This window comes from Raoultella sp. T31 (assembly GCF_002806725.1).
Taxonomy (GTDB): domain Bacteria; phylum Pseudomonadota; class Gammaproteobacteria; order Enterobacterales; family Enterobacteriaceae; genus Klebsiella; species Klebsiella electrica.
In genome coordinates this window covers 103,911-127,123 of the sequence record NZ_PIBO01000004.1, presented here as the reverse complement: position 1 = coordinate 127,123, position 23,213 = coordinate 103,911, and the positions used below count along the sequence as shown (strand labels likewise).

Genomic DNA, 23,213 nt, shown 5'->3' with positions numbered 1-23,213 from the left:
GCCCCATTCGGGGCGGACGCTTATGACGACATCAGCGGCAGCAGCTGCTGATAAATCTGCCGGAACGTTTCGCGACGCGGCGCATAGCGAGCAAAGCGCTCGGCATCCGGTCGATGGGCCTGTTCCAGCGGCAGCTGCGGCAGCAGTTCTGAAAAAACCGCCTCTTTATGTTGCGCCAGCTGCGCTAACCGGGCAGCCCCGAGCGCAGGCCCAACGTCGCCGCCGGTACGGTAATCCAGCTGCTGGCCGCTGATATCAGCCAGCATCTGCCGCCACCAGGCGCTACGCGCGCCGCCGCCAATCAGAGTGATGCTCTCCGGCGTCACGCCGCAGGCATGCACCACATCCATTCCATCCGCCAGCGCGTAGCCCACGCCCTCCAGTACCGCACGCGCCAGTTCTGCCGGGCCGTGCTGATGTGTCAGGCCGAAAAAGACCCCTTTAGCATGTGGGTTGTTATGCGGCGTGCGCTCGCCGGAAAGATAGGGTAAAAACCAGATGGGATCGGCGTTTTCGCTCGCCGATTCCGCCGCCGCCACCAGCGCAGGAACCATGCCGAGGCCGGTCAGTTTTGCCGCCCAGTCGAGGCAGGAAGCGGCGCTCAACATCACCGACATCAAATGCCAGCGTCCCGGCAGAGCGTGACAAAAGCTGTGTACGGCGCTTTCAGGTTTACTGAGAAAACCGTTGCTGACGGCAAAATAGACCCCGGAGGTTCCCAGGGACAACATCGCCTGCCCCGCATCCGCCATGCCGACGCCTACCGCACCGGCAGCGTTATCGCCGCCGCCAGCGACCACCAGCGCCTGCGGCATATTCCACGCCTCGGCGATGGCGGGACGCAGCGTTCCCGTCACTTCGCAACCTTCGAACAACGCCGGCATGTTATCGCGGCTCAGGCCGCAGGCGGCGAGCAGCTCATCGCTCCAGTCGCGTTTGGCCACATCCAGCCACATCGTCCCGGCGGCGTCAGACATATCGCTGGCAAAGTCACCGGTCATACGCAGGCGGAGATAATCTTTCGGCAGCAGCACCTTGTCCACCTGGCGGAAGATCTCGGGTTCATGGTGCTGGACCCAGAGCAATTTTGGCGCCGTAAACCCCGGCATCATCAGGTTACCGGCAATTTGTCGCGAGCGGCTTACCGCTTTTTCCAGCTGGACGCACTCGTCGCCGCTGCGGCCGTCATTCCACAAAATAGCCGGGCGAAGCACCCGCTGGTGTTTATCCAGCAGCGTTGCGCCGTGCATCTGCCCGGCGATCCCCACCGCTTTTACATCGCGCAGCGTGTGTTGTTCACCCAACGCTTTCATTGCGCGGTCCGTCGCCTGCCACCAGTGCTCGGGGTCTTGCTCGGACCATAGCGGGTGTGGCCGCGATACGGTGAGGGGCGCAGTGTGCGAAGCCAGCACCTCACCTTGCTCATTGAGCAGAATGGCCTTTACGCCCGAGGTGCCCAAATCAATCCCGATATACATACGGTCTCTCCTTAAACAGTGCGCCACGGTTAACCGTGGCGCGAGAAAGCGTGCTCTCACTCACGCCCGACACTGCCGGGCATCCTTATTACTTATCAAAGAGATAATGGTTAACCAGGTTTTCCAGCTGCTCCTGATGGCCGCTCTGATGCTGAGGAGCCAGATTATGCTGCGCCGCGTAGTGCGCAATCTCCGTCAGCGTCATCTGCCCTTTCAGGATTTGCTGACCCAGGTCGCCATTCCAGCCGGCATAGCGTTTCGCGACCCGTTTATCCAGCTCGCCCCCTTCGATCATACGGGCCGCCACTTTCAGCGACAGCGCCATCGTATCCATCGCCCCAATATGACCATAGAACAGATCATATTTATCGGTGCTCTGGCGACGAACTTTGGCATCAAAATTCAGCCCGCCGGTGGTAAAGCCGCCGGCCTTGAGAATTTCATACATCACCAGCGCATTCTCTTCCACGCTGTTCGGGAACTGATCGGTATCCCAGCCCAGCTGCGGATCGCCGCGGTTGGCATCCACGGAGCCGAACAGACCCAGCGCAATGGCGGTTGCAATTTCATGGTGGAAGGAGTGTCCGGCCAGAGTCGCATGGTTGGCTTCGATATTCAGTTTGATCTCTTTTTCGAGGCCAAACTGCTTGAGGAAACCGTAGACGGTAGAGGCATCATAATCGTACTGATGTTTGGTCGGTTCCTGCGGTTTTGGTTCAATCAACAGCGTGCCCTGGAAGCCGATTTTATGTTTGTGTTCCACCACCAGCTGCATGAAGCGGCCAATTTGCTCGCGCTCCTGGCGCAGATCGGTATTGAGCAGGGTTTCGTAGCCTTCGCGACCGCCCCACAGGACATAGTTTTCCCCGCCCAGCTTGTGTGTGGCATTCATGGCGGTCACCACCTGAGTCGCCGCCCAGCTGAAGACCTCCGGATCCGGGTTGGTCGCCGCCCCTGCGCCATAGCGTGGGTTGGTAAAGCAGTTTGCCGTCCCCCACAGCAGCTTCACGCCGCTCTGCTCTTGCTTCGCCGCCAGTACATCGACCATCCGGGCAAAATTGTCCAGATACTCCTTCAGCGACGCCCCTTCCGGAGAGACATCCACATCATGGAAGCAGTAGTACGGCACATTAAGCTTATGGAAAAACTCAAAGGCGACATCCGCTTTACGCTTCGCCATTTCCAGCGCGTCGCCCGGTTGCTGCCACGGACGATTGAAGGAGCCCACGCCAAACATATCTGCCCCGTTCCAGCAGAAGGTATGCCAGTAGCAGGCGGCAAACCGCAGATGCTCTTCCATGCGTTTGCCCAGCACCAGCTCGTCCGGGTTATAGTGACGAAACGCGAGCGAGTTAGTGGTTTTTGGGCCTTCATAACGAACGCGATCGAGTTGATCGAAATAGGTTTGCATAATGAACTCCATATTCAGGGGTGCGGCGGGTAATAAGTCATAAGCCAATATAGAATTCATGTTTTACTTTCCTCAATTACGTTATTTCACACCGTGATTGAGAGAATCCACAAACGTGCGCCAGATCGCACAACTGAATATTACTAATACTACTCACGCTATCGTTTCAATGACATATCAATGATATAGCGACTTTATTTATTTTTAAAAACCAGATCGCGGTCATAAATCAGAAAACAAACTAAATTTCGTAATCCAGAAATAAGAACAGATAATTGCCAGTCTTCCTTTAGCTGTTAAGAATTTACTACGTACCAGGCCGTTTCTTTACCCCGTTCGTCTTATCCTGCACTTTACAAAAAAGGCTGATTATTATGAAGATAAAGAACCTTTGCCTCACGCTCTGTGCTTCACTCCTGCTGACCAGTATGGCGGGGATTGCGAAAGAAGTTAAGATTGGTATGGCCATTGACGATCTCCGCCTTGAGCGCTGGCAAAAAGACCGCGATATATTTGTCAACAAAGCTGAATCATTAGGTGCCAAAGTATTTGTTCAGTCTGCTAATGGCAATGAAGAAACGCAAATGTCGCAAATTGAAAATATGATAAACCGCGGCGTTGATGTCCTGGTTATCATTCCCTACAACGGCCAGGTATTAAGTAATGTGATTAAAGAAGCCAAACAGGAAGGTATTAAAGTTTTGGCCTACGATCGTATGATAAATAATGCAGACATTGATTTCTATATTTCCTTTGATAATGAAAAAGTGGGCGAAATGCAGGCCCAAAGTCTGGTAGATAAAGTCCCTCAGGGGAATTATTTCCTGATGGGTGGCTCCCCGGTAGATAATAACGCCAAACTGTTCCGCGCCGGGCAAATGAAAGTTCTCCAGCCTTATATTGACTCCGGTAAAATTAAGATTGTTGGCGACCAGTGGGTTGACGGCTGGCTGCCGGAAAACGCATTAAAGATTATGGAGAACGCCCTCACTGCTAACAATAACAAAATCGACGCGGTGGTCGCTTCCAACGATGCCACCGCCGGCGGCGCGATTCAGGCATTAAGCGCGCAGGGTCTGGCGGGTAAAGTCGCCATTTCCGGCCAGGATGCCGACCTTGCGGGCGTGAAGCGGATTATTTCCGGCACGCAGACCATGACCGTCTATAAACCGATTACCACGCTTGCCACCACCGCCGCTGAAATTGCCGTCGAGCTCGGCAATGATAAAGCGCCGCATGCTGATACCACGTTGAATAACGGACTTAAAGATGTCCCGTCCCGCCTGCTCACCCCGATCGAAGTGAATAAAGACAATATTGAACAAACGGTTATCAAAGACGGTTTCCACAAAAAGAGCGATTTATAATTCCTGACGCCCCTCGCCGGGGCGTCATTCTCGTCCAGCTGGATATCGCTTATGCGGAGCATCTATGTCCTGGTTACTTGAAATGAAAAACATCACCAAAACCTTCGGGACCGTGAAGGCGGTGGATAATATCAGCCTGCGGCTTAACGCAGGCGAAATTGTCTCACTCTGCGGCGAAAATGGTTCTGGTAAATCCACGCTCATGAAAGTCCTGTGCGGAATTTATCCTCACGGCAGCTATGACGGTGAGATTATTTTTGCCGGTGAAACGCTTAAGCCCAGTCATATTCGCGACACCGAACGCAAAGGTATCGCCATTATTCACCAGGAGCTGGCGCTGGTTAAACACCTGAGCGTTCTGGAGAATATTTTTCTTGGCGCGGAAATCTCCCGCTATGGTCTCCTTGATTATGAAACCATGACTCTGCGCTGCCAGAAGCTGCTGGCACAGGTGAATTTGACCATTTCACCCGATACCCGCGTCGGCGATCTCGGCCTTGGGCAACAACAGCTGGTTGAAATTGCCAAAGCGCTCAGTAAGCAGGTGCGGTTATTAATCCTTGATGAACCCACCGCCTCACTCACCGAGCAGGAAACGGCCATTCTGCTGGATATCATTCGCGATCTGCAGGCCCACGGCATCGCTTGTATTTATATCTCCCACAAGCTGAATGAGGTGAAGGCCATCTCCGACACCATCTGCGTCATTCGCGATGGCCAGCATATTGGCACCCGCGATGCCAGCGGCATGAATGAAGATGATGTGATAACCATGATGGTTGGCCGCGAACTCACCGCTCTCTACCCGAACGAGCCGCACGACTGCGGCGATGAAATTTTACGCGTCGAGCATTTAACCGCCTGGCACCCGGTCAACCGGCACATTAAGCGGGTCAACGATATCTCTTTTTCACTGCGTCGCGGTGAAATCCTCGGCATTGCCGGGCTGGTCGGTGCCGGGCGTACCGAGGCCGTCCAGTGCCTGTTTGGCGTCTGGCCGGGGCGCTGGGAAGGGAAAGTGTTCATTGACGGTCAGCCGGTGGCGATTCATCACTGCCAGCAGGCTATCGCCCACGGTATTGCCATGGTCCCGGAGGACCGCAAGAAAGACGGTATCGTGCCGGTGATGGCGGTGGGTAAGAACATCACTCTGGCGGCGTTAAATCAGTTTACCGGCCCGCTGAGCAGCCTCGATGACGCCGGGGAGCAGCACTGCATCCAGCAATCCATCCAGCGGCTGAAAATCAAAACGTCATCGCCGGAGCTGGCCATTGGTCGTCTGAGCGGCGGCAACCAGCAGAAAGCGATTCTGGCCCGCTGCCTGTTGCTGAATCCGCGCATCCTGATTCTCGATGAACCCACACGCGGCATCGATATCGGGGCGAAATACGAAATCTACAAACTGATTAATCAGCTGGTGCAGCAGGGGATCGCCGTCATCGTCATCTCGTCCGAACTGCCTGAAGTTCTCGGGTTAAGCGATCGGGTGCTGGTGATGCATGAAGGCAAGCTGAAAGCCAATTTAGTCAATCATCATCTGACCCAGGAGCAGGTGATGGAAGCCGCGTTGAGGAGCGAACACCATGTCGAAAAACACGTCGTCTGAGATAAAAATCATCCCGCCCGCCCCTGCGGGTATGGCTGGACTCAAAGGGCTGAACCTGCAGGTTTTCGTGATGATCGCCGCGATTGTGGTGATTATGCTGTTCTTCACCTGGGCCACCGAAGGAGCCTATTTAAGCGCGCGTAATATTTCTAACCTGCTGCGGCAGACGGCGATCACCGGCATCCTGGCGGTCGGGATGGTGTTCGTCATTATTTCCGCCGAGATCGATCTTTCCGTGGGCTCGATGATGGGGCTGCTCGGCGGCGCAGCGGCGATTTTTGACGTCTGGCTCGGCTGGCCGCTGCCGCTGACCATTGTGGTCACGCTGGCGATGGGGCTGATTCTCGGCGCCTGGAACGGCTGGTGGGTCGCCTACCGCAAAGTTCCGTCGTTTATCGTCACCCTCGCCGGGATGCTGGCGTTCCGCGGCATTCTGATCGGTATCACCAACGGCACCACCGTCTCGCCCACCAGCCCGGCGATGTCGCAAATTGGACAAAGCTATCTGCCTGACGGTCTGGGTTTCGGCATCGGCGTCATTGGCATGACGGCCTTTATTGTCTGGCAATGGCGCGGTCGCCTGCGTCGCCAGTCTCTGGGATTAACCACACCCGCACCAACCTCGACGGTGGCTCGCCAGAGCATCACCGCGGTTATCGTGCTCGGCGCCATCTGGCTATTAAACGATTATCGCGGCGTCCCCACGCCGGTTCTCATCCTGGCGGCCCTGCTGCTGGCGGGGATGTTTATGGCCACCCGCACAGCCTTTGGCCGGCGAATCTATGCCATTGGCGGCAATCTGGAAGCCGCGCGTCTGTCCGGAATTAGCGTTGAGCGTACCAAGCTGGCCGTTTTCGCCATCAATGGTCTGATGGTGGCCATCGCCGGTCTGATCCTCAGCTCGCGGCTGGGCGCCGGCTCGCCTTCAGCCGGTAACATCGCCGAGCTGGATGCTATCGCCGCCTGCGTCATCGGCGGCACCAGCCTCGCTGGCGGGGTTGGTAGCGTCGCCGGTGCGGTCATGGGGGCATTTATCATGTCGGCGCTGGATAATGGCATGAGCATGATGGACGTCGCCACGTTCTGGCAGTACATCGTCAAAGGCGCCATTTTACTGCTGGCGGTATGGATGGATTCGGCGACGAAGCGCAGAGCGTAAGTCTGCCGAATTAAGAATGCCCGAATTCTTTGCGCTACCGCCAGCTTTACGCATAAGAGGCTTGCCATGTTTCGGGCATTGGCCGGTATTGTATGGCCAGAAAGGGAAAACCAGGAAAAGAGACTATGTTTGCAAAGCGCCACCGTATTACGCTGCTATTCAATGCCAACAAAGCCTACGACCGGCAGGTCGTCGAAGGGGTAGGAGAATATTTACAGGCATCGCAACAGGAATGGGATATCTTCATTGAAGAGGATTTTCGGGCGCGTATCGAGAATATCAGGGAGTGGCTGGGCGACGGCGTGATTGCTGATTATGACGACCCGGAAATCGAAAGACTGCTGGCCGACGTCGAGGTCCCGATTGTCGGCGTCGGCGGCTCCTATCATCGTCCCGAATGCTATCCCCCGGTGCACTACATTGCAACGGATAACGCCGCGCTGGTCGAAAGCGCCTTCCTGCATCTGAAAGAAAAGGGCGTCCAGCGCTTCGCCTTTTACGGGCTGCCCGCTTCCAGCGGAAAACGATGGGCGGTCGAGCGCGAACACGCGTTTTGCCAGCTGGTCGCGAAGGAGAAATATCGCGGCGTGGTTTACCAGGGGCTGGAGACCGCGCCGGAAAACTGGCAACACGCGCAAAACCGGCTGGCGGACTGGCTGCAAACGCTCCCCCCGCAAACCGGGATTATCGCCGTGACCGATGCCCGCGCCCGCCACGTGCTCCAGGCCTGCGAACTGCTGCATATTCCGGTGCCGGAAAAGCTGTGCGTCATCGGCATTGATAATGAAGAGTTGACCCGCTATCTGTCGCGCGTCGCGCTCTCCTCAGTGGCACAGGGGACCCGGCAGATGGGTTACCAGGCGGCCAAGCTGCTGCATCGACTGCTGGATAAAGAGCCGCTCCCGCTGCAGCGTCGGCTGGTGCCGCCCATGCGCGTTGTCGAACGGCGCTCCACGGACTATCGCTCGCTCAGCGATCCGTCGGTGATTCAGGCCATGCACTACATCCGCAATAACGCCTGCAAGGGCATCAAGGTCGAACAGGTGCTGGATGCCGTCGGTATTTCCCGTTCTAACCTCGAGAAGCGCTTCAAGGAGGAAGTCGGCGATACCATTCACTCCATCATTCACCGCGAGAAACTCGAAAAGGCCCGCAGTCTGCTGGTGTCCACCACGCTATCGATTAATGAAATTTCGCAAATGTGCGGCTATCCGTCGCTGCAATATTTCTATTCGGTATTTAAGAAAGAGTACGACGTGACGCCGAAGGAGTACCGGGACAGGCACAGTGAAGTGATGATGTAGCGAATAGAAAGTGAGACCACAAAGAAAAATGCCCGGGGCTGACGCTCCGGGCATTTTTTTATTACATATGGGCAGCAATCAGCCGCTGGTTGTCCTGATACATCGCGAAGAGATAGTTGTTATAGCTCGACCCTTTCGTCGAATAACCCTTCAGCTTATGAATCATGGTGCTGGCCGTCAGTTCCTGATCCGCTTTACGCAGCTGCGCGCGGGATTTACGGAAGGAGCTGTATGCCGGATGTGTGTTCAGGTTCGTCACGTAAGCCTGTACCGACTCCTCCACAGAATCAAACTGGGAGTAGCCTTTCATCGCGCCGCTGCAGTTCCCGCCACCGCATTTCATACCAAACAGATTGTTGTTCATCCGCGCCAGTCTGGAGGTACCCCAACCGCTTTCCGCCGCCGCCATGGTCGCCACCATACTGTTCGGAATGATGTCAACGCGTTCCATCAGCGTGCTCCATGGAATATGACGCGTATTGCCAGACCATTTCACCTTATAGCGTGCCGCAATATCCTTCAGACGCGTGCGCTCTGTCGGTGACCAGCGCGAGTCGTATTGTTTGGCGACAAGCCAGTTACGATCGGCGGTAATCACCTGATTCTGTTTAGTAATATAAGGCATTACCGTCCGGAGAAACGCTTTTTTCCTTGGGGTTCCGGAAGGGTATTTTCGCAAATCAGGAAGTGAACTACTCTTTACACTATTGCGAGAATACTCTTGTTTACTGCTTACCTTAACCTGACTACTTTTCTTTACTTGTGAGGCTTTATGACTCGTTGTTGCTATGTGGGTTGTTGCCAACACACTCCCTGAAAATATACAGGTAAGTAACATGAGTATCGCAGCCCCATATCGTCGCATGGGAATCGATATCATTAGGTCTCCTGGTCGGATTTAATCATTCCAACACCTTGTTTTACGCAAAAAAACGTTAATTGAATCGCGAATAGTATCAAAAATACCCAGTGAGAGCACTAACAGAAATAGTCCAATTCCTAAAAGCTGTCATCTGAAATCGGTTTCTGCGCGGTCACCAGCGAACGAAAATGCTAGCTCCCTCTCATTTTTCGCCTGTTTTTTGACCTCTGTCACTCAGCCCTTTTTGTCCTCCCTGCAAAAGCGCAGACGGGATGAGTTCATTATCCGGGTTAGCAGGCAAACTGAACAAAAAACCGCTGACAGGACTCCAGAATGAAACTCGCTGCGCTAGCGTCGCTGTTGTTGCCAGGAATGGCCTTCGCCGCCTGGACCACCCCCGATTTTCCGGCCTTTACCGAAGAGGGCACCGGCAGATTTATCAGTCAAAATGAGGTGGCGAAGGGGACGCGCCCGCTACAAATTAATTTTGGCCAACAGTGCTGGCAGCCCACCGGGGCCATCAAACTCAACCAGATGCTGTCCATGGAACCCTGCCGCGGCGCCCCCGCGCAGTGGCGGGTCTTCCGCGAAGGTCGCTACACGCTTGAAGTGGATACCCGCTCCGGTACGCCAACGCTGATGCTTTCGCTGGAGGAAAAAGAGGCGGCGACGGCTTCCGCACCGCAACTGCGCCAGTGTCCAAAATGGGATGGCAAGCCGCTGACGCTGGATGTCAGTCAGACCTTTGCCGAGGGCAGCAAAGTCCGTGATTTCTACAGCGGCAATCTCGCCACGGTCAGCGCCGGGAAAATTACGCTGCAACCGGCCCCCAACAGCAACGGTTTACTGCTCCTTGAGCGGGCAGACACCCCCGCCGATGCTCCTTTCAACTGGCATAACGCCACCGTCTATTTCGTGCTGACCGACCGTTTCGTCAACGGTAACCCGGCCAACGACAACAGCTATGGGCGGCACAAAGACGGGATGCAGGAAATCGGCACCTTCCACGGCGGCGACCTGCAAGGGCTGACCAGCAAACTCGACTACCTGAAAGCGTTAGGCGTTAACGCGCTGTGGATAAGCTCGCCGCTGGAACAAATTCACGGCTGGGTCGGCGGCGGAACCAAGGGCGATTTCCCGCATTACGCCTATCACGGCTACTACGCTCAGGACTGGACCAGACTGGATGCCAATATGGGGAGCGAGGACGATTTGCGTCGTCTGGTTGATGAGGCGCACAAGCGCGGCATTCGCATCCTGTTCGATGTGGTGATGAACCACACCGGCTACGCCACTCTCGCCGATATGCAGGCGTTCAAATTCGGCGCGCTGTATCTGCAGGGCGAGGAGCTAAAAAAGACCCTCGGGGAACACTGGACCAACTGGAAACCCGGCCCGGGTCAGACCTGGCACAGCTTCAACGACTACATCAACTTCAGCGATAAAGCCGGCTGGGAAAAGTGGTGGGGTAAAAAGTGGATTCGCACCGATATTGGCGACTACGACAACCCCGGCTTTGACGATCTGACCATGTCCCTGGCCTTCCTGCCGGATCTGAAAACGGAATCAACGGTCCCTTCCGGGTTACCAAACTTCTATCGCAACAAGCCGGATACGGCGGCGAAAGAAATTCCCGGCTATACGCCGCGCGATTATCTGACCCACTGGTTGAGTCAGTGGGTGCGTGATTACGGCATTGACGGTTTCCGCGTCGATACCGCCAAACACGTCGAACTGGCCGCCTGGCAACAGTTAAAAAACCAGGCCACCGCGGCGCTGGCGGCATGGAAAAAGGCCAACCCGGAAAAAGCGCTGGATAACGCGCCGTTCTGGATGACCGGCGAGGCCTGGGGCCACGGCGTCATGCAGAGCGATTACTACCGCCACGGTTTTGATGCGATGATTAACTTCGACTACCAGGATCAGGCGGCGAAAGCGTCAGGCTGTCTCTCCAGTATTGACCTGACCTGGCAGCAGATGGCGGATAAACTGCAGACGTTTAACGTCCTGAGCTATCTCTCATCCCACGACACGCGTCTGTTCCGCGAAGGCGGCAGCACCGCGGCAGAACTGCTGCTGCTGGCGCCAGGCGCGGTACAGCTCTTCTATGGCGATGAGTCCGCGCGGCCGTTCGGGCCTACCGGCTCAGATCCGCTGCAGGGGACGCGTTCGGATATGAACTGGCAGGACGTCGCGGACAAAGCCGCGCTCAGCGTCAGCCACTGGCAGAAACTCGGCCAGTTCCGCGCCCGCCACCCGGCGATTGGCATGGGTAAACAAACCACGCTCTCGATGCCGCAGGGTTACGGTTTCGTCCGTGAAAACGCCGATGACAAAGTAATGGTGGTCTGGGCGGGTCAACGATAGCCCCTCTTGTGATGGCTCCCCGATCGCTTCCGGGAGCCTTTTTAGAATAAAAGACTAATAAAAATCGATAATCCAGCATAAAAATGAAATCTTAGACTTTCCTGCCGATTTGCACCGCGTCGAGGCTGGCGTTATGGTTATCCACTTTCCAGGAAGACCGACAGATTATCCGCAATGACATTTTCACTTTTCGGCGACAAATTCACCCGTCATTCAGGCATTACCCGCTTGATGGAAGACCTCAATGACGGCCTGCGCACTCCGGGCGCAATCATGCTGGGCGGCGGTAATCCCGCGCAGATCCCGGAAATGAACGACTACTTCCAGAACCTGCTGGCCGACATGCTCACCAACGGCAAAGCCCTTGATGCGCTTTGTAATTACGACGGTCCGCAGGGAAAAAGCGAACTTCTGAGCGCGTTGGCGCAGATGCTGCGTGAAGAGCTGGGCTGGGAGATCGAACCACAGAATATTGCACTAACAAATGGCAGTCAGAGTGCATTTTTCTACTTGTTTAACCTCTTTGCCGGGCGCCGTGCGGATGGTAGCACCCGCAAAGTCCTGTTCCCGCTAACGCCGGAATATATCGGCTACGCCGACTCGGGCCTCGAAGAGGATCTGTTTGTCGCCACCCGCCCGAATATTGAGCTGCTGCCAGAAGGCCAGTTTAAATACCACGTCGATTTTGAGCACCTGCAGGTCACGGAAGAGACAGGGATGATTTGCGTCTCTCGCCCGACCAACCCGACCGGTAACGTGATTACCGACGAAGAGCTGATCAAACTGGATGCGCTGGCCCACCAGCACGGCGTCCCGCTGGTGATTGATAACGCGTATGGCGTGCCTTTCCCGGGGATTATTTTCAGCGACGCCAGACCGCTGTGGAACCCGAATATTGTGCTGTGTATGAGCCTGTCCAAGCTGGGCCTGCCGGGAAGCCGCTGCGGGATCATCGTCGCCAATGAGAAAATCATTACCGCCATCAGCAATATGAACGGGATCATCAGCCTTGCGCCGGGCGGAATGGGGCCGGCAATGATGTGCGAAATGATCAAACGCAACGACCTGCTGCGCCTGTCGGAAACGGTCATCAAACCGTTCTACTACCAGCGCGTACAGGAAACTATCGCCATTATTCGCCGCTATCTGCCGGAAGATCGCTGCCTGATTCATAAACCTGAAGGGGCGATTTTCCTCTGGCTGTGGTTTAAAGATCTGCCGATCTCCACCGAACTGCTGTACCAGCGGCTGAAAAAACGCGGCGTGCTGATGGTGCCAGGCGACTACTTCTTCCCGGGCCTTGATAAGCCCTGGCCGCATACCCACCAGTGCATGCGCATGAACTACGTGCCAGACCCGGAGAAAATTGAAGCGGGCGTGAAAATCCTCGCCGAAGAGGTTGAACGCGCCTGGGGTGAGCAGGGCGCGTAATCGCGCGTTTTGTCGCCCGCCTGAATCGCCAGCGCCGTCCGCAGACGGCGCTGGCCGCTTAATCTCTCCAGCTCCGCCGGCGTCATGCAGTACAGCGCCTGGGTCGGACAGGCCGCCACACAAGCCGGGCCGTCTTCGCGATGGCCGCACAAATCGCATTTCAACGCCTGCACGCCATTGTCGGTCATCATCACGGATATCGCGCCGTACGGACAGGCCAGCATGCAGCTTTTGCAGCCAATACAAAGGGATTGTTCAACGTACACCCTACCGCTGACCCGGCTAATCGCCCCCGCGGGGCAGACGTTGGCGCAGGGCGCGTCTTCGCAATGATGGCAGGTCACGGCGGTGGTAAAAGACCCGCTCTTCACCACCCAAATGCGTGCGCTGAAGGCTTTTGGAGAAAGTGCGGCGCAATCCTGATTTGCCTGGTGTGACACCACGCAGGCGACTTCACAGGTACGACAGCCAATGCATTTGGCCGAATCCGCAATGATAAAACGGTTCATTTTCCACCCCCGCCTGACGTTGATTAGCGTCAGAGTGCCAGAAAACGAACCGCCTTCGCTTTGATCCTGGCGGGGATTGTTGCCAGATCTGTCATCTGCCCAACCGCATCGGGCTTTTTGCCTACACGCGTAAGGTAAATCCCAGTTCGTTAGAGATGGCCTGTGCCGTGTCGCGCAGCGGCTTAAGCAAATTTTTCTCGCCAATCTGTTTCAGACGTGACGTCGAGAGTGAGATGGAGATGGCATACGGTACACGGTGTTGAATATCAAACACCGGAACAGCAATGCAGGAAACGCCAAGCTCATTCTCTTCACGGTCCATCGCCATCACGCTTTCACGAATTTGCGCCAGCTCATCGTACATCGCAGGCAGCCCCGTAATGGTGTTGCGCGTCAGAGGCTGAATCTGCTCCTGATGCGTTTCCCAGTACTCTTTCACATATTCCTGCTGACCAAACGCCATGTAGATCTTACCCATTGCCGAACAGTACAGCGGCATATGTTGGCCGATATACGCGCGGGTACGCAGCATCCCGGTCGTCGGTTCCAGCTTATAAATCAGAATGGCGTGATCGTCCTCACGGCTGGAGAAGTTGATGGTTTCCCCGGTAGAGAGGTTTAGCGCTTCCAGATGCGGCGCCGCCACGTGGATAATATTCAGCGACGTCAGGGCTTTTTGTCCGACGGCAATAAATTTGGTGGTTAAACGATAGCTCCCGGCGGCAGGTGCGGGGGTGACGTAGCCACAGGATTGCAGCCCTTGTAGTAATCGGTGCACGGTGCTTTTGTTCAGCCCGGCCAGTTCTGAAAGATGCGCCAGCGGGCAACCGTTCGGGTAATTGCTTAAGATTTCTATCAACATCAAACCGCGAAACAAACTTTGGCTTCCAGCCGGCCGCTCTTTCTCCGGCGCGTTTTCACTCTCTTTTGTGTTCATCGCTTCCGCTCTCCATTCAGTGGCGACCTGATGGTAGCGCAAAGTGTGTTTCACTTCACGATCTGAACATAAATTTTGTAATTGACTGATTTTATTGAATTTCAAAAACATCCTCACCGATTGCTTTGTGAAATCATGATCGATATATTTGAAATCAAATTTCGCATAGTGAAATTTATAGCGTGCAAAACGTTCTCACCCCCTCATCGGGAGGTCACCTTAAATGACAGAAGCAGCAGTGTTGTCTCCGTTGTTATCTATGCGCCACATCATCAAGCGTTTTGGTGGCAATGTGGCGGTCAATAACGTCAGTCTGGATATTTACCCGGGCCAGGTTGTGGCGCTGTTGGGAGAAAACGGCGCTGGCAAATCGACGTTGATTAAGGTGCTGGCGGGCGTCTATTCCCGTGATGGCGGCGAGATCCTGTTTCGCGGTCAGCCGGTGGATTCTGCCGCCGCGTTACGTCAGGGCAACGAACAGCCTATCGCCTTTATTCATCAGGATTTAGGCCTGGTAGAGTGGATGACCGTCGCCGAAAACATGGCGCTGGTGATGGGGTTTCCCCGTCGCTTCGGTCTGATTGACTGGGCGGCCACCAAACGCCAGGCGCAAAAAGCGCTGGAAGATATCGGCATTCAGATAGACCCGGATGACCGCGTGTTTGACCTTTCTCGCACCGAAAAATCCCTGCTGGCGATTGCCCGCGCGGTGGCAGTTGACGCCTCGGTACTGGTGCTCGATGAACCGACCGCCTCACTGCCTGCCGACGATGTACGCCACCTGTTCCGCGTCATGAACATCCTGCGCGAGAAGCAGGTAGGCATGATTTACATCACCCACCGCCTGGATGAGGTGATGGAGATGGCGGATACCGTTTGTGCGATGCGCGATGGCTGCTACGCCGGAGGCGGCGATATCAGCCGCTACAGCCTGCGTGGTCTGGTCGAACTGATTGTGGGCGAAAACCTGCGTGATGACCAGCGCCAGGCCTTACCCGATGCCAGCGCGCCGGTGCTGTTGAAAATGGACCACGTCAAAGTGGGCGATACCGGGCCGGTCTCCTTCGAGCTGCGTGCCGGTGAGATGGTGGCGCTCGCCGGTCTGCGTGGCGCCGGTCAGGAAGAGATTGGACGTTTACTGTTTGCCTGCAGGACGCAGGAAAGTGGACAAATCACCTTAAATGGCGTGCCGTTTACGGCGACAACACCAGGGGAGGCGATGTCCGCCGGCGTCTCTTTTGTCGCCGGCGACCGTCTTCATGAAAGTCTGATTCCGGGCATGATGGTGCGTGAAAACCTGTTTATGAACCCCTGTAAACACGGTCATGCGCCGCTTTCCCGCTATAACGAAAAAAGCGAAGCGCCGCTGAGCCGGGAGAAAATCCGCCAGTTCGACGTGCGCCCCTCGCAGATAAATATTGAAATCAGTGCACTGTCGGGCGGCAACCAGCAAAAAGTGGTCATGGCACGCTGGCTCTCGCTCAATGCCCCTCTGCTCATTCTGGAAGACCCTTCGGCAGGCGTTGACGTGGGCGCACGCGCAGAAATTTACGATTTACTCAATCAGGCGCTGCAAAACGGCGTTGCCATTCTGGTCATTTCCAACGACCTGGAAGAGGTGGCGCACATCTGTAACCGGGCGCTGGTATTTAACCGCGGGCAGATCGTCGGCGAACTGCTCAACCAGGATGTCACCTTTGCCAGATTGCTTGAGCTGGCATCGGGCAGCGGCACCATACATTAAGTCGGAGTGCGTTATGGCTAAAACATCAATGAAATCGACGGCCCTCGAATCACGCGTATCACTTCATGAACACGGTGTGGCCACCTGGCTTGGACAATTAACCACCCGTTACGGTTTACCCGCGATCTGTGTGGTGCTGGTTATCGTTTTTTCACTGACAACGCCTTCGTTTGCTTCCCTGTTGACGTTGCAGGCGATCCTCGACAGCAAATCGAAAATCGCCCTGCTGGCGCTGGCGGCGACCATCCCGATGATTGTCGGCAAAATCGACCTCAACGTCGGCTTCGGCATCGTGCTCTGGCACATCCTCGCCATTACTTTGCAGGTCGAATATGGTTTCTCCTGGCCCGCCGCTGTGGCGATCGTGCTGGTGCTCTCTGCGCTCTACGGTTTGCTGAACGGTATTCTGGTGGCGCTGGCGGATATCGACAGCTTTGTTGCGACCCTGGGTTCCGGTACGGTGCTGTACGCCATCGCGCTCTGGCACTCTGGCGGTCGGCAGATCGTCGGTGACTTACCGGACGCCTTTATCGCCCTGCATCACTCCGACCTGTTCGGTATTCCGGTGGTGGCCTTCTACGTCCTTTTTGCCGCCGTGGTGCTGTGGATTATCACCGAACATACCCCGATTGGTCGCTGCATGTACGCGGTGGGCGGTAACCCGATCGCCGCAGCGCTCAACGGCATTTCCGTTAATCGTTACATCATCGGGGCATTTATCACTTCCAGCACTTTAACCGGCTTTACCGGGGTGATCATCGCCGCCGAGCAGGGCGTGGGCCAGGCCAGCGTTGGTATGGATTATCTGCTCCCGGCGCTGGTGGGCGCGTTCCTTGGCAGCACCACCATTCGTCCCGGCCGGGTGAACGTCTGGGGCACGGTGGTCGGTATTGCGGTGCTGGCGATCGGTATTGCGGGCATCCAGCAGTTCGGCGGCGCGTTTTGGGTCGAACCGCTGTTCAACGGTGCGACGCTGCTGCTGTCGATTACCCTGGCGGGCTATGCTCAACGCCGTCGGGCATTAAATAAAAAACTGGTGCAGCGGGCACAATCGCCAGCATCAGGCTCCTCCGTTACCCAATGACTCTCGCGTAAGGAACTGAAAATGAATAACAAAATAGTTCAGTACTGTCTGGCTGCCGGGTTGATGATGGCAAGTGGTTTCAGCATCGCCGACGATACCTTTGTTCAGCAGGCGAAAACGGCGATTGCCAAAGCGACCGCGCCAGTCACCGCCTGGGATGGCCCAACCCAGGGCCCGACGCTGCAGCCTGATAAGAAGATCATTTTCATCGCCTCGGACATGAAAAACGGCGGCGTGCTGGGCGTTAAAGAAGGTCTGGAAGAAGCGGCGAAAGCCGCAGGCTGGCAGCTGGATGTGCTGGATGGCGCAGGTTCGGTGAAAGATCAACTGGCGGCGCTTAACCAGGCGATCGCCCGCAAACCAGACGGTATCGTCATTGGCGGCTGGAACCCCAACGTCGCCAAAATTCCGCTGAAAAAAGCCGTGAAAGAGGGCATCGTGCTGACCGCCTGGCACGCGGTGCCCGCGCCTGGCCCGGTTCCGGCTTACAACATTTTCTACAACGTGACCTCCGACTCGAACGAAGTCTCGCGCATGGCGGCGCTGTATGCGGTGGCGAAATCCAACGGTACCGCCAAAGTGCTTATTTTCACCGACTCGCTGTACCAAATCGCGCTGGATAAAGCCAACGCAATGAAGAAGGTGATTGAGCAGTGCAGCGGCTGCCAGGTGGTGGAGTTTATCGATACCCCGCTTGCCGACACCTCCAACCGCATGCCGGGCATGACCTACAGCCTGATCCAAAAATATGGCGACAGGTTCGAATACTCGCTGGCGATTAACGACCTGTACTTCGACTTTATGGCTCCAGCCCTGCAAACCGCGGGCAAAGGCACCGGAGATAAGCCGCCGTACAACATCTCCGCTGGCGACGGTTCCGTCACCGCCTACCAGCGCGTGCGTGAAGGCAAAGCGCAGGTAGCAACCGTACCCGAGCCGTTGAAACTGCACGGCTGGCAGCTGCTGGATGAATTAAACCGCGCCTTCGCCGGTAAAGAGCCGTCTGGCTATGTCACCCCGGCGCATCTGGTGACCAAAGAGAACATCGGCGCCGACGGCGGCCAGAACAACGAATTTGACCCGGACAACCATTATCGCGATCGCTACAAAGCCATCTGGGGAGTGAAGTGAGATGTTAGTCGTCACGGGAAGTTTTGCATGCCTGTGCTCACCGGCGATCTGGGCAGAGGGCCCGGTGTGGCTGGCAGACCAGCAGTGCCTGATTTTCAGCGATGTGAAGGGCAACAGAATGTTCCGTTGGGATGCGCAAAATGGGGTCAGCGTGTTCCGCGCCGAATCCCACTATGCCAACGGCAACGCGCGGGACTTGCAAGGGCGTTTGTTGACCTGCGAGCACGGTCGGCGCGGTATCAGCCGTACCGACGCCGCAGGCAATCACACTCTGCTGGTGGATAAAGTCGACGGGCTGCGTTTTAACTCCCCCAACGATATCGCGGTGCGCCAGGACGGGTCGATTTGGTTTACCGATCCGCCCTACGGCATCATCAGCGACGAAGAGGGCTATCGCGCCGCAAGCCAGGTCATTGGCTGCTACGTCTACCGATTTGATGAAGCACGAAACCAGGTCGCTATTGCCATCAGCGATACCCAGCGCCCCAACGGGCTGGCCTTTTCGCCAGATGATAAATGGCTATACGTGGCAGATATGTCGGTTATTGATTTTCCGAGCCAGGGCCGCCGGGAAATTCGTGCTTACCGCCTTGAAGGCGATAACGCGTTATTTTCCCACGTCGTAACCCAGGTTAAACCGGGTATTCCGGACGGATTTTGCGTCGACCGGGACGGGAATATTTACTGCAGCTGCGAGACAGGGATTTTGATTTTCTCCGCCGCAGGCGAATTACTGGACACCATTGCGGTCCCCGAGCGCGTCTCTAACTGCACTTTTGGCGGCCCCGACGGGAATACGCTTTTTATTACGGCGACGACATCGCTGTACCGGGTGACCCTCGCCCCATCCCGCCTTCAGGGATAAACCGGAGTAACGCCGAAACACACCGGTCCTGCCGGCGTGTTTTTGCAACCCAACACCATTTAGTGGAATAACATTCCACTATGTGAAACGAAAAGTTGTCATGGAGAAAGCGTATGTTATTGAGTTTTTCTGACCTTAAAAATGAGTTTAACCGCGTCCTGCTGGCACGCGGTGTGGCGGCTGAAACCGCCGATGCCTGTGCGGAAATGTTCGCCCGCACCACCGAGTCAGGGGTCTATTCACACGGCGTCAACCGTTTCCCACGCTTTATTCAGCAACTGGAAAACGGCGATATCATCCCTGAGGCCCTGCCAGAACGCACCGCTTCACTGGGGGCGATTGAACAGTGGGATGCCCGGCGATCTATCGGCAACCTGACCGCCAAAAAAATGATGGACCGGGCAATTGAACTGGCTTCTGACCACGGTATTGGCCTGGTTGCTGTGCGCAACGCCAACCACTGGATGCGCGGCGGCAGCTACGGCTGGCAGGCGGCGGAAAAAGGCTACATCGGCATCTGCTGGACCAACTCCATTGCCGTGATGCCGCCGTGGGGCGCCAAAGAGTGCCGCATCGGGACTAACCCGCTGATCGTCGCCATTCCGTCTACGCCGATTACCATGGTGGACATGTCCATGTCGATGTTCTCCTACGGCATGCTGGAAGTGAACCGCCTGGCAGGCCGCCAGCTGCCGGTTGACGGCGGCTTCGATGACGAAGGCAACCTGACCAAAGACCCGGCGCCCATCGAGAAAAACCGCCGTATTCTGCCGATGGGCTACTGGAAAGGTTCAGGCCTCTCCATCGTGCTGGACATGATCGCCACCCTGCTCTCCGATGGCTCTTCCGTTGCTGCGGTCACTGAAGACAACAGCGACGAGTTCAACATTTCGCAAGTCTTTATTGCTATCGAAGTGGACAAGCTGATCGATGGCGCCACCCGCGACGCCAAGCTGCAACGCATCATGGATTACATCACCAGCGCCGAACGGGCCGACGAAAACGTGCCGGTGCGGTTGCCCGGTCATGAGTTTGCTCGTCTGCTGGAAGAGAACCGCCGCAACGGAATCACCGTTGATGACAGCGTGTGGGCAAAAATCAAAGCGCTGTAAGGAATATCATCATGATTTATGGACATATTTCTCAACCTAACGCCTGCCGGTATCCGGCAGCGATTGAAAAAGCGCTGGAATTTTTGCGCACCACGGACTTCAGCAAGCTGGAGACCGGGGTGGTCGAAATCGAGGGGCGCACGATCTTCGCGCAGATCCTCGACCTGACCACCCGTCCGCACGATGAACTGCGCCCGGAGGTGCACCGCCGTTACCTCGATATCCAGTATTTATATTCCGGTGAAGAGCAGATCGGTGTCGCTATCGATACCGGCAATAATGTAGTAAGTGAAGAATTACTTGAGCAGCGGGATATTATTTTCTATCACGACAGCGAAAACGAATCGTTAATAGAAATGAGACCGGGGAACTATGCCATATTTTTCCCGCAGGATGTTCACCGTCCGGCCTGTAAAAAACACCGGGAAACGGAAATCAGGAAAATAGTGGTTAAAGTTGCTATTTCCGCTTTAGATTAATCCGTCATTTATTTATCGAACACCGATAAATAAAAGGAGTGAAAAATGGAAAGAAATGACGCCGGTTATATCATCGGCGCATACCCTTGCGCGCCCTCATTTCACCAAAAGAGCGATCAAGAAGAGACGGAATTCTGGCGCTTACTCGCGGATACGCCCCACATCCGTGGGCTGGAACAACCATGCCATGAGCACTTTCATCCCTATGGCGATGAGTGGTTGCTCCAGCATACGCCGCAGGAGTGGAAGATGGTGGTGACGGCCATCCCGGAAACGATGCGTCGCCGCGGCGGTGGCAACACGGCTTTCGGCCTGGCCTCCAGCGATGAAGAACAGCGTCTGGCATGCGTCGCATTCCATCGTCATTTACACAACAAAATCAATGCACTAAACAAACGTTTTGCCGGCAAGGTCATCTCCCTTGAACTGCAGGCTGCACCGCTTGCGGGTAATGCGAGCGTAGAGCAGGCAACCGATGCCTTCGCGCGCTCCATCAAAGAGATTGCGGACTGGGACTGGTCATGCTCACTCATGCTGGAACATTGTGATGCCATGAACCAGCCTGCGCCACGCAAAGGCTTTCTGCCGCTGGAAAACGTGCTGCAGGTGCTGGCGGGTTACCGCATTGATATCTGTATCAACTGGGCGCGTTCAGCGATTGAAGGGCGTAACGCCGCCCTGCCGCTGGCGCATACTCAGGCGGCACGTGCCGCGGGCAAACTGGGGGCGCTGATGTTCTCTGGCACCGCGACCGAAGGGCCGTACGGCGAATGGACTGACCTGCACGCACCGTTCGCCCCGTTTTGCCCGCAAGGCCTGTTAACAGCGGCTCACGCAAAAGAATTATTTAATGTGGCTGATTCAGCACAATTACAGTTTGCCGGTATTAAGTTACTGGAAATTGATGCGAATGCTGATTCGAATCATCGCATAGCCATATTACGCGATGGCATTCACGCGCTAAACATAGCCCGACAATAAATATAAAGCGTCAATTTCATCGCAAGGTCAGTCAATTTAAACACGAGATTAATATGAATACTTCCTCTTACGCTACAACCGCGGATATTCCGCGCCAACGCTGGTTAAGAATTATTCCTCCGATTCTTATCACCTGTATTATTTCTTATATGGACCGTGTGAATATTGCCTTTGCTATGCCCGGCGGGATGGATCAGGATTTAGGCATCACCGCGACGATGGCAGGCCTGGCTGGCGGTATTTTCTTCCTCGGCTATCTCTTCTTACAGGTTCCCGGCGGCAAAATCGCCGTTCACGGCAGCGGCAAAAAATTCATCGGCTGGTCGCTGGTCGCGTGGGCGGTGATTTCCGTGTTCACCGGTCTTGTTACCAACCACTACCAGCTGCTGGCGCTGCGCTTTCTGCTGGGTGTGGCGGAAGGCGGTATGCTGCCTGTGGTACTCACCATGATCAGTAACTGGTTCCCGGATGCCGAACGCGGTCGCGCGAATGCCATCGTCATCATGTTCGTGCCGATCGCCGGGATCATCACCGCCCCACTCTCTGGCTGGATAATCACCGCCCTCGACTGGCGCTGGCTGTTCATCATCGAAGGTCTGCTCTCCCTCGTCGTGCTGGTGATGTGGGCGCTGACGATTTATGACCGCCCGCAGGAAGCCCGCTGGATTTCTGACGCGGAGAAAAAGTACCTGGTGGAAACCCTGGCCGCTGAACAGCGTGCCATTGCCGGTAAAACCACGGTGAATGCCTCTCTGGGCACTGTGCTGTCTGACCGCACCATGTGGCAACTGATTGCCCTGAACTTCTTCTACCAGACCGGGATTTACGGCTACACCCTCTGGCTACCGACCATCCTGAAAGAGCTGACCCACACCAGTATGGGCCAGGTCGGGATGCTCGCCATTCTGCCTTACGTGGGGGCGATTGCCGGGATGTTCCTGTTCTCTTCCCTGTCTGACCGCACCGGCAAACGCAAACTGTTCGTCTCCCTGCCGCTGATTGGTTTCGCCGCCTGCATGTTCCTTTCCGTTGTGCTGAAAGAGAGTGTCTGGCTGTCGTACACCGCGCTGGTCGGTTGTGGCTTCTTCCTGCAGTCCGCTGCCGGGGTGTTCTGGACCATCCCTGCCCGTCTGTTCAGCGCCGAAATGGCCGGCGGCGCACGCGGTGTGATCAACGCCCTCGGCAACCTCGGCGGCTTCTGCGGCCCGTATGCCGTGGGCGTGCTGATCACGCTTTACAGCAAAGATGCGGGCGTTTACTGCCTGGCGATTTCACTGGCGATTGCCGCGCTGATGGCGCTGCTGCTGCCGTCCCGGTGCGATGCCAACAGTGCGTCTATCGGCGCGGTCAACGCACCGAAACGCGCGATCTGACGCCTTCACCCCA

The 23,213-nt window shown here is 55.9% G+C and carries 18 protein-coding genes and 1 pseudogene; 14 read left to right on the top strand and 5 right to left on the bottom strand.

Going from position 1 to position 23,213, the window contains the following annotated elements; translation table 11 throughout:
• Positions 1 to 20 precede the first annotated feature (20 nt).
• Together xylB and xylA are read right to left on the bottom strand one after the other, a co-directional pair.
• Positions 21 to 1,478 (bottom strand): xylulokinase, encoded by a 1,458-nt coding sequence (xylB, locus tag CWM52_RS04310; protein ID WP_100682958.1) that lies wholly within the window; start codon positions 1,476 to 1,478, stop codon positions 21 to 23.
• Positions 1,479 to 1,566: 88 nt separating this feature from the next.
• Positions 1,567 to 2,889, bottom strand: a complete 1,323-nt coding sequence (gene xylA, locus CWM52_RS04305; RefSeq protein WP_100682957.1) for a xylose isomerase — start codon at positions 2,887 to 2,889, stop codon at positions 1,567 to 1,569.
• Between the two features lie 374 nt (positions 2,890 to 3,263).
• On the opposite strand from xylA, the gene xylF reads away from it, so the two are divergent.
• From xylF to xylR, 4 genes are all read left to right on the top strand, one after another.
• Positions 3,264 to 4,256: a D-xylose ABC transporter substrate-binding protein gene (gene xylF / locus CWM52_RS04300; RefSeq protein ID WP_100682956.1), complete on the top strand. Its 993-nt coding sequence runs from the start codon at positions 3,264 to 3,266 to the stop codon at positions 4,254 to 4,256.
• Positions 4,257 to 4,320: 64 nt separating this feature from the next.
• The gene (locus CWM52_RS04295; RefSeq protein ID WP_100682955.1) at positions 4,321 to 5,862 is read left to right on the top strand and encodes a xylose ABC transporter ATP-binding protein; all 1,542 of its coding nucleotides are present in this window, start codon (positions 4,321 to 4,323) and stop codon (positions 5,860 to 5,862) included.
• On the top strand, positions 5,840 to 7,021 hold the full coding sequence (xylH, locus tag CWM52_RS04290) for a xylose ABC transporter permease XylH (RefSeq protein WP_100682954.1): 1,182 nt from the start codon (positions 5,840 to 5,842) through the stop codon (positions 7,019 to 7,021). The genes CWM52_RS04295 and xylH overlap by 23 nt, the downstream gene beginning before the upstream one ends.
• A 125-nt stretch (positions 7,022 to 7,146) precedes the next feature.
• A complete protein-coding gene (xylR, locus tag CWM52_RS04285) occupies positions 7,147 to 8,325 on the top strand; it encodes a D-xylose utilization transcriptional activator XylR (RefSeq protein WP_100682953.1) in 1,179 nt (392 codons plus the stop codon).
• 61 nt (positions 8,326 to 8,386) lie between these two features.
• On the opposite strand, the gene CWM52_RS04280 is transcribed toward xylR, so the two are convergent.
• On the bottom strand, positions 8,387 to 9,205 hold the full coding sequence (locus CWM52_RS04280) for a protein bax (RefSeq protein WP_100682952.1): 819 nt from the start codon (positions 9,203 to 9,205) through the stop codon (positions 8,387 to 8,389).
• Between the two features lie 315 nt (positions 9,206 to 9,520).
• On the opposite strand from CWM52_RS04280, the gene CWM52_RS04270 reads away from it, so the two are divergent.
• Entirely contained in the window at positions 9,521 to 11,554 is a 2,034-nt protein-coding gene (locus CWM52_RS04270) for an alpha-amylase (protein WP_100682951.1), read from the top strand.
• A gap of 174 nt (positions 11,555 to 11,728) precedes the next feature.
• Entirely contained in the window at positions 11,729 to 12,985 is a 1,257-nt protein-coding gene (gene avtA / locus CWM52_RS04265) for a valine--pyruvate transaminase (protein ID WP_100682950.1), read from the top strand.
• A gap of 23 nt (positions 12,986 to 13,008) precedes the next feature.
• Here the strand turns inward: avtA and CWM52_RS04260 are convergent.
• Positions 13,009 to 13,494: pseudogene (locus CWM52_RS04260) on the bottom strand (4Fe-4S dicluster domain-containing protein); the annotation flags it as partial.
• A 121-nt stretch (positions 13,495 to 13,615) separates the two neighbouring features.
• On the bottom strand, positions 13,616 to 14,431 hold the full coding sequence (yiaJ, locus tag CWM52_RS04255) for an IclR family transcriptional regulator YiaJ (RefSeq protein WP_100682948.1): 816 nt from the start codon (positions 14,429 to 14,431) through the stop codon (positions 13,616 to 13,618).
• A 223-nt stretch (positions 14,432 to 14,654) separates the two neighbouring features.
• On the opposite strand from yiaJ, the gene CWM52_RS04250 reads away from it, so the two are divergent.
• From CWM52_RS04250 to CWM52_RS04215, 8 genes are all read left to right on the top strand, one after another.
• Positions 14,655 to 16,175 (top strand): sugar ABC transporter ATP-binding protein, encoded by a 1,521-nt coding sequence (locus tag CWM52_RS04250; protein ID WP_100682947.1) that lies wholly within the window; start codon positions 14,655 to 14,657, stop codon positions 16,173 to 16,175.
• 13 nt (positions 16,176 to 16,188) lie between these two features.
• Positions 16,189 to 17,259 (top strand): ABC transporter permease, encoded by a 1,071-nt coding sequence (locus CWM52_RS04245; protein ID WP_100682946.1) that lies wholly within the window; start codon positions 16,189 to 16,191, stop codon positions 17,257 to 17,259.
• A 63-nt stretch (positions 17,260 to 17,322) separates the two neighbouring features.
• Entirely contained in the window at positions 17,323 to 18,390 is a 1,068-nt protein-coding gene (locus CWM52_RS04240; RefSeq protein ID WP_227521258.1) for a substrate-binding domain-containing protein, read from the top strand.
• A 1-nt stretch (position 18,391) separates the two neighbouring features.
• Complete coding sequence (locus CWM52_RS04235; protein WP_100682944.1) at positions 18,392 to 19,255, top strand: SMP-30/gluconolactonase/LRE family protein; 864 nt, start codon at positions 18,392 to 18,394, stop codon at positions 19,253 to 19,255.
• Between the two features lie 113 nt (positions 19,256 to 19,368).
• On the top strand, positions 19,369 to 20,367 hold the full coding sequence (yiaK, locus tag CWM52_RS04230) for a 3-dehydro-L-gulonate 2-dehydrogenase (RefSeq protein ID WP_100682943.1): 999 nt from the start codon (positions 19,369 to 19,371) through the stop codon (positions 20,365 to 20,367).
• 11 nt (positions 20,368 to 20,378) lie between these two features.
• Positions 20,379 to 20,846 carry a YhcH/YjgK/YiaL family protein gene (locus CWM52_RS04225; protein ID WP_100682942.1) on the top strand — a complete coding sequence of 156 codons (468 nt, stop codon included), beginning with the start codon at positions 20,379 to 20,381 and terminating at the stop codon, positions 20,844 to 20,846.
• Positions 20,847 to 20,891: 45 nt separating this feature from the next.
• Positions 20,892 to 21,827, top strand: coding sequence for a DUF4862 family protein (locus CWM52_RS04220; RefSeq protein WP_100682941.1), 936 nt, complete (start codon positions 20,892 to 20,894; stop codon positions 21,825 to 21,827).
• Between the two features lie 53 nt (positions 21,828 to 21,880).
• The gene (locus CWM52_RS04215) at positions 21,881 to 23,200 is read left to right on the top strand and encodes an MFS transporter (RefSeq protein ID WP_100682940.1); all 1,320 of its coding nucleotides are present in this window, start codon (positions 21,881 to 21,883) and stop codon (positions 23,198 to 23,200) included.
• The last annotated feature ends 13 nt before the right edge of the window (positions 23,201 to 23,213 follow it).

What these genes read in the sequence shown, in the direction of transcription:
- xylA (WP_100682957.1), bottom strand. Translation starts at nt 2,889, where the DNA reads ATGCAAACCTATTTCGATCAACTCGATCGCGTTCGTTATGAAGGCCCA.
- yiaK (WP_100682943.1), top strand. Translation starts at nt 19,369, where the DNA reads ATGTTATTGAGTTTTTCTGACCTTAAAAATGAGTTTAACCGCGTCCTG.
- xylF (WP_100682956.1), top strand. Translation starts at nt 3,264, where the DNA reads ATGAAGATAAAGAACCTTTGCCTCACGCTCTGTGCTTCACTCCTGCTG.
- CWM52_RS04250 (WP_100682947.1), top strand. Translation starts at nt 14,655, where the DNA reads ATGACAGAAGCAGCAGTGTTGTCTCCGTTGTTATCTATGCGCCACATC.
- avtA (WP_100682950.1), top strand. Translation starts at nt 11,729, where the DNA reads ATGACATTTTCACTTTTCGGCGACAAATTCACCCGTCATTCAGGCATT.
- CWM52_RS04235 (WP_100682944.1), top strand. Translation starts at nt 18,392, where the DNA reads ATGTTAGTCGTCACGGGAAGTTTTGCATGCCTGTGCTCACCGGCGATC.
- xylB (WP_100682958.1), bottom strand. Translation starts at nt 1,478, where the DNA reads ATGTATATCGGGATTGATTTGGGCACCTCGGGCGTAAAGGCCATTCTG.
- CWM52_RS04220 (WP_100682941.1), top strand. Translation starts at nt 20,892, where the DNA reads ATGGAAAGAAATGACGCCGGTTATATCATCGGCGCATACCCTTGCGCG.
- CWM52_RS04295 (WP_100682955.1), top strand. Translation starts at nt 4,321, where the DNA reads ATGTCCTGGTTACTTGAAATGAAAAACATCACCAAAACCTTCGGGACC.
- CWM52_RS04215 (WP_100682940.1), top strand. Translation starts at nt 21,881, where the DNA reads ATGAATACTTCCTCTTACGCTACAACCGCGGATATTCCGCGCCAACGC.
- CWM52_RS04270 (WP_100682951.1), top strand. Translation starts at nt 9,521, where the DNA reads ATGAAACTCGCTGCGCTAGCGTCGCTGTTGTTGCCAGGAATGGCCTTC.
- xylH (WP_100682954.1), top strand. Translation starts at nt 5,840, where the DNA reads ATGTCGAAAAACACGTCGTCTGAGATAAAAATCATCCCGCCCGCCCCT.
- CWM52_RS04225 (WP_100682942.1), top strand. Translation starts at nt 20,379, where the DNA reads ATGATTTATGGACATATTTCTCAACCTAACGCCTGCCGGTATCCGGCA.
- xylR (WP_100682953.1), top strand. Translation starts at nt 7,147, where the DNA reads ATGTTTGCAAAGCGCCACCGTATTACGCTGCTATTCAATGCCAACAAA.
- yiaJ (WP_100682948.1), bottom strand. Translation starts at nt 14,431, where the DNA reads ATGAACACAAAAGAGAGTGAAAACGCGCCGGAGAAAGAGCGGCCGGCT.
- CWM52_RS04240 (WP_227521258.1), top strand. Translation starts at nt 17,323, where the DNA reads ATGATGGCAAGTGGTTTCAGCATCGCCGACGATACCTTTGTTCAGCAG.
- CWM52_RS04245 (WP_100682946.1), top strand. Translation starts at nt 16,189, where the DNA reads ATGGCTAAAACATCAATGAAATCGACGGCCCTCGAATCACGCGTATCA.
- CWM52_RS04280 (WP_100682952.1), bottom strand. Translation starts at nt 9,205, where the DNA reads ATGATATCGATTCCCATGCGACGATATGGGGCTGCGATACTCATGTTA.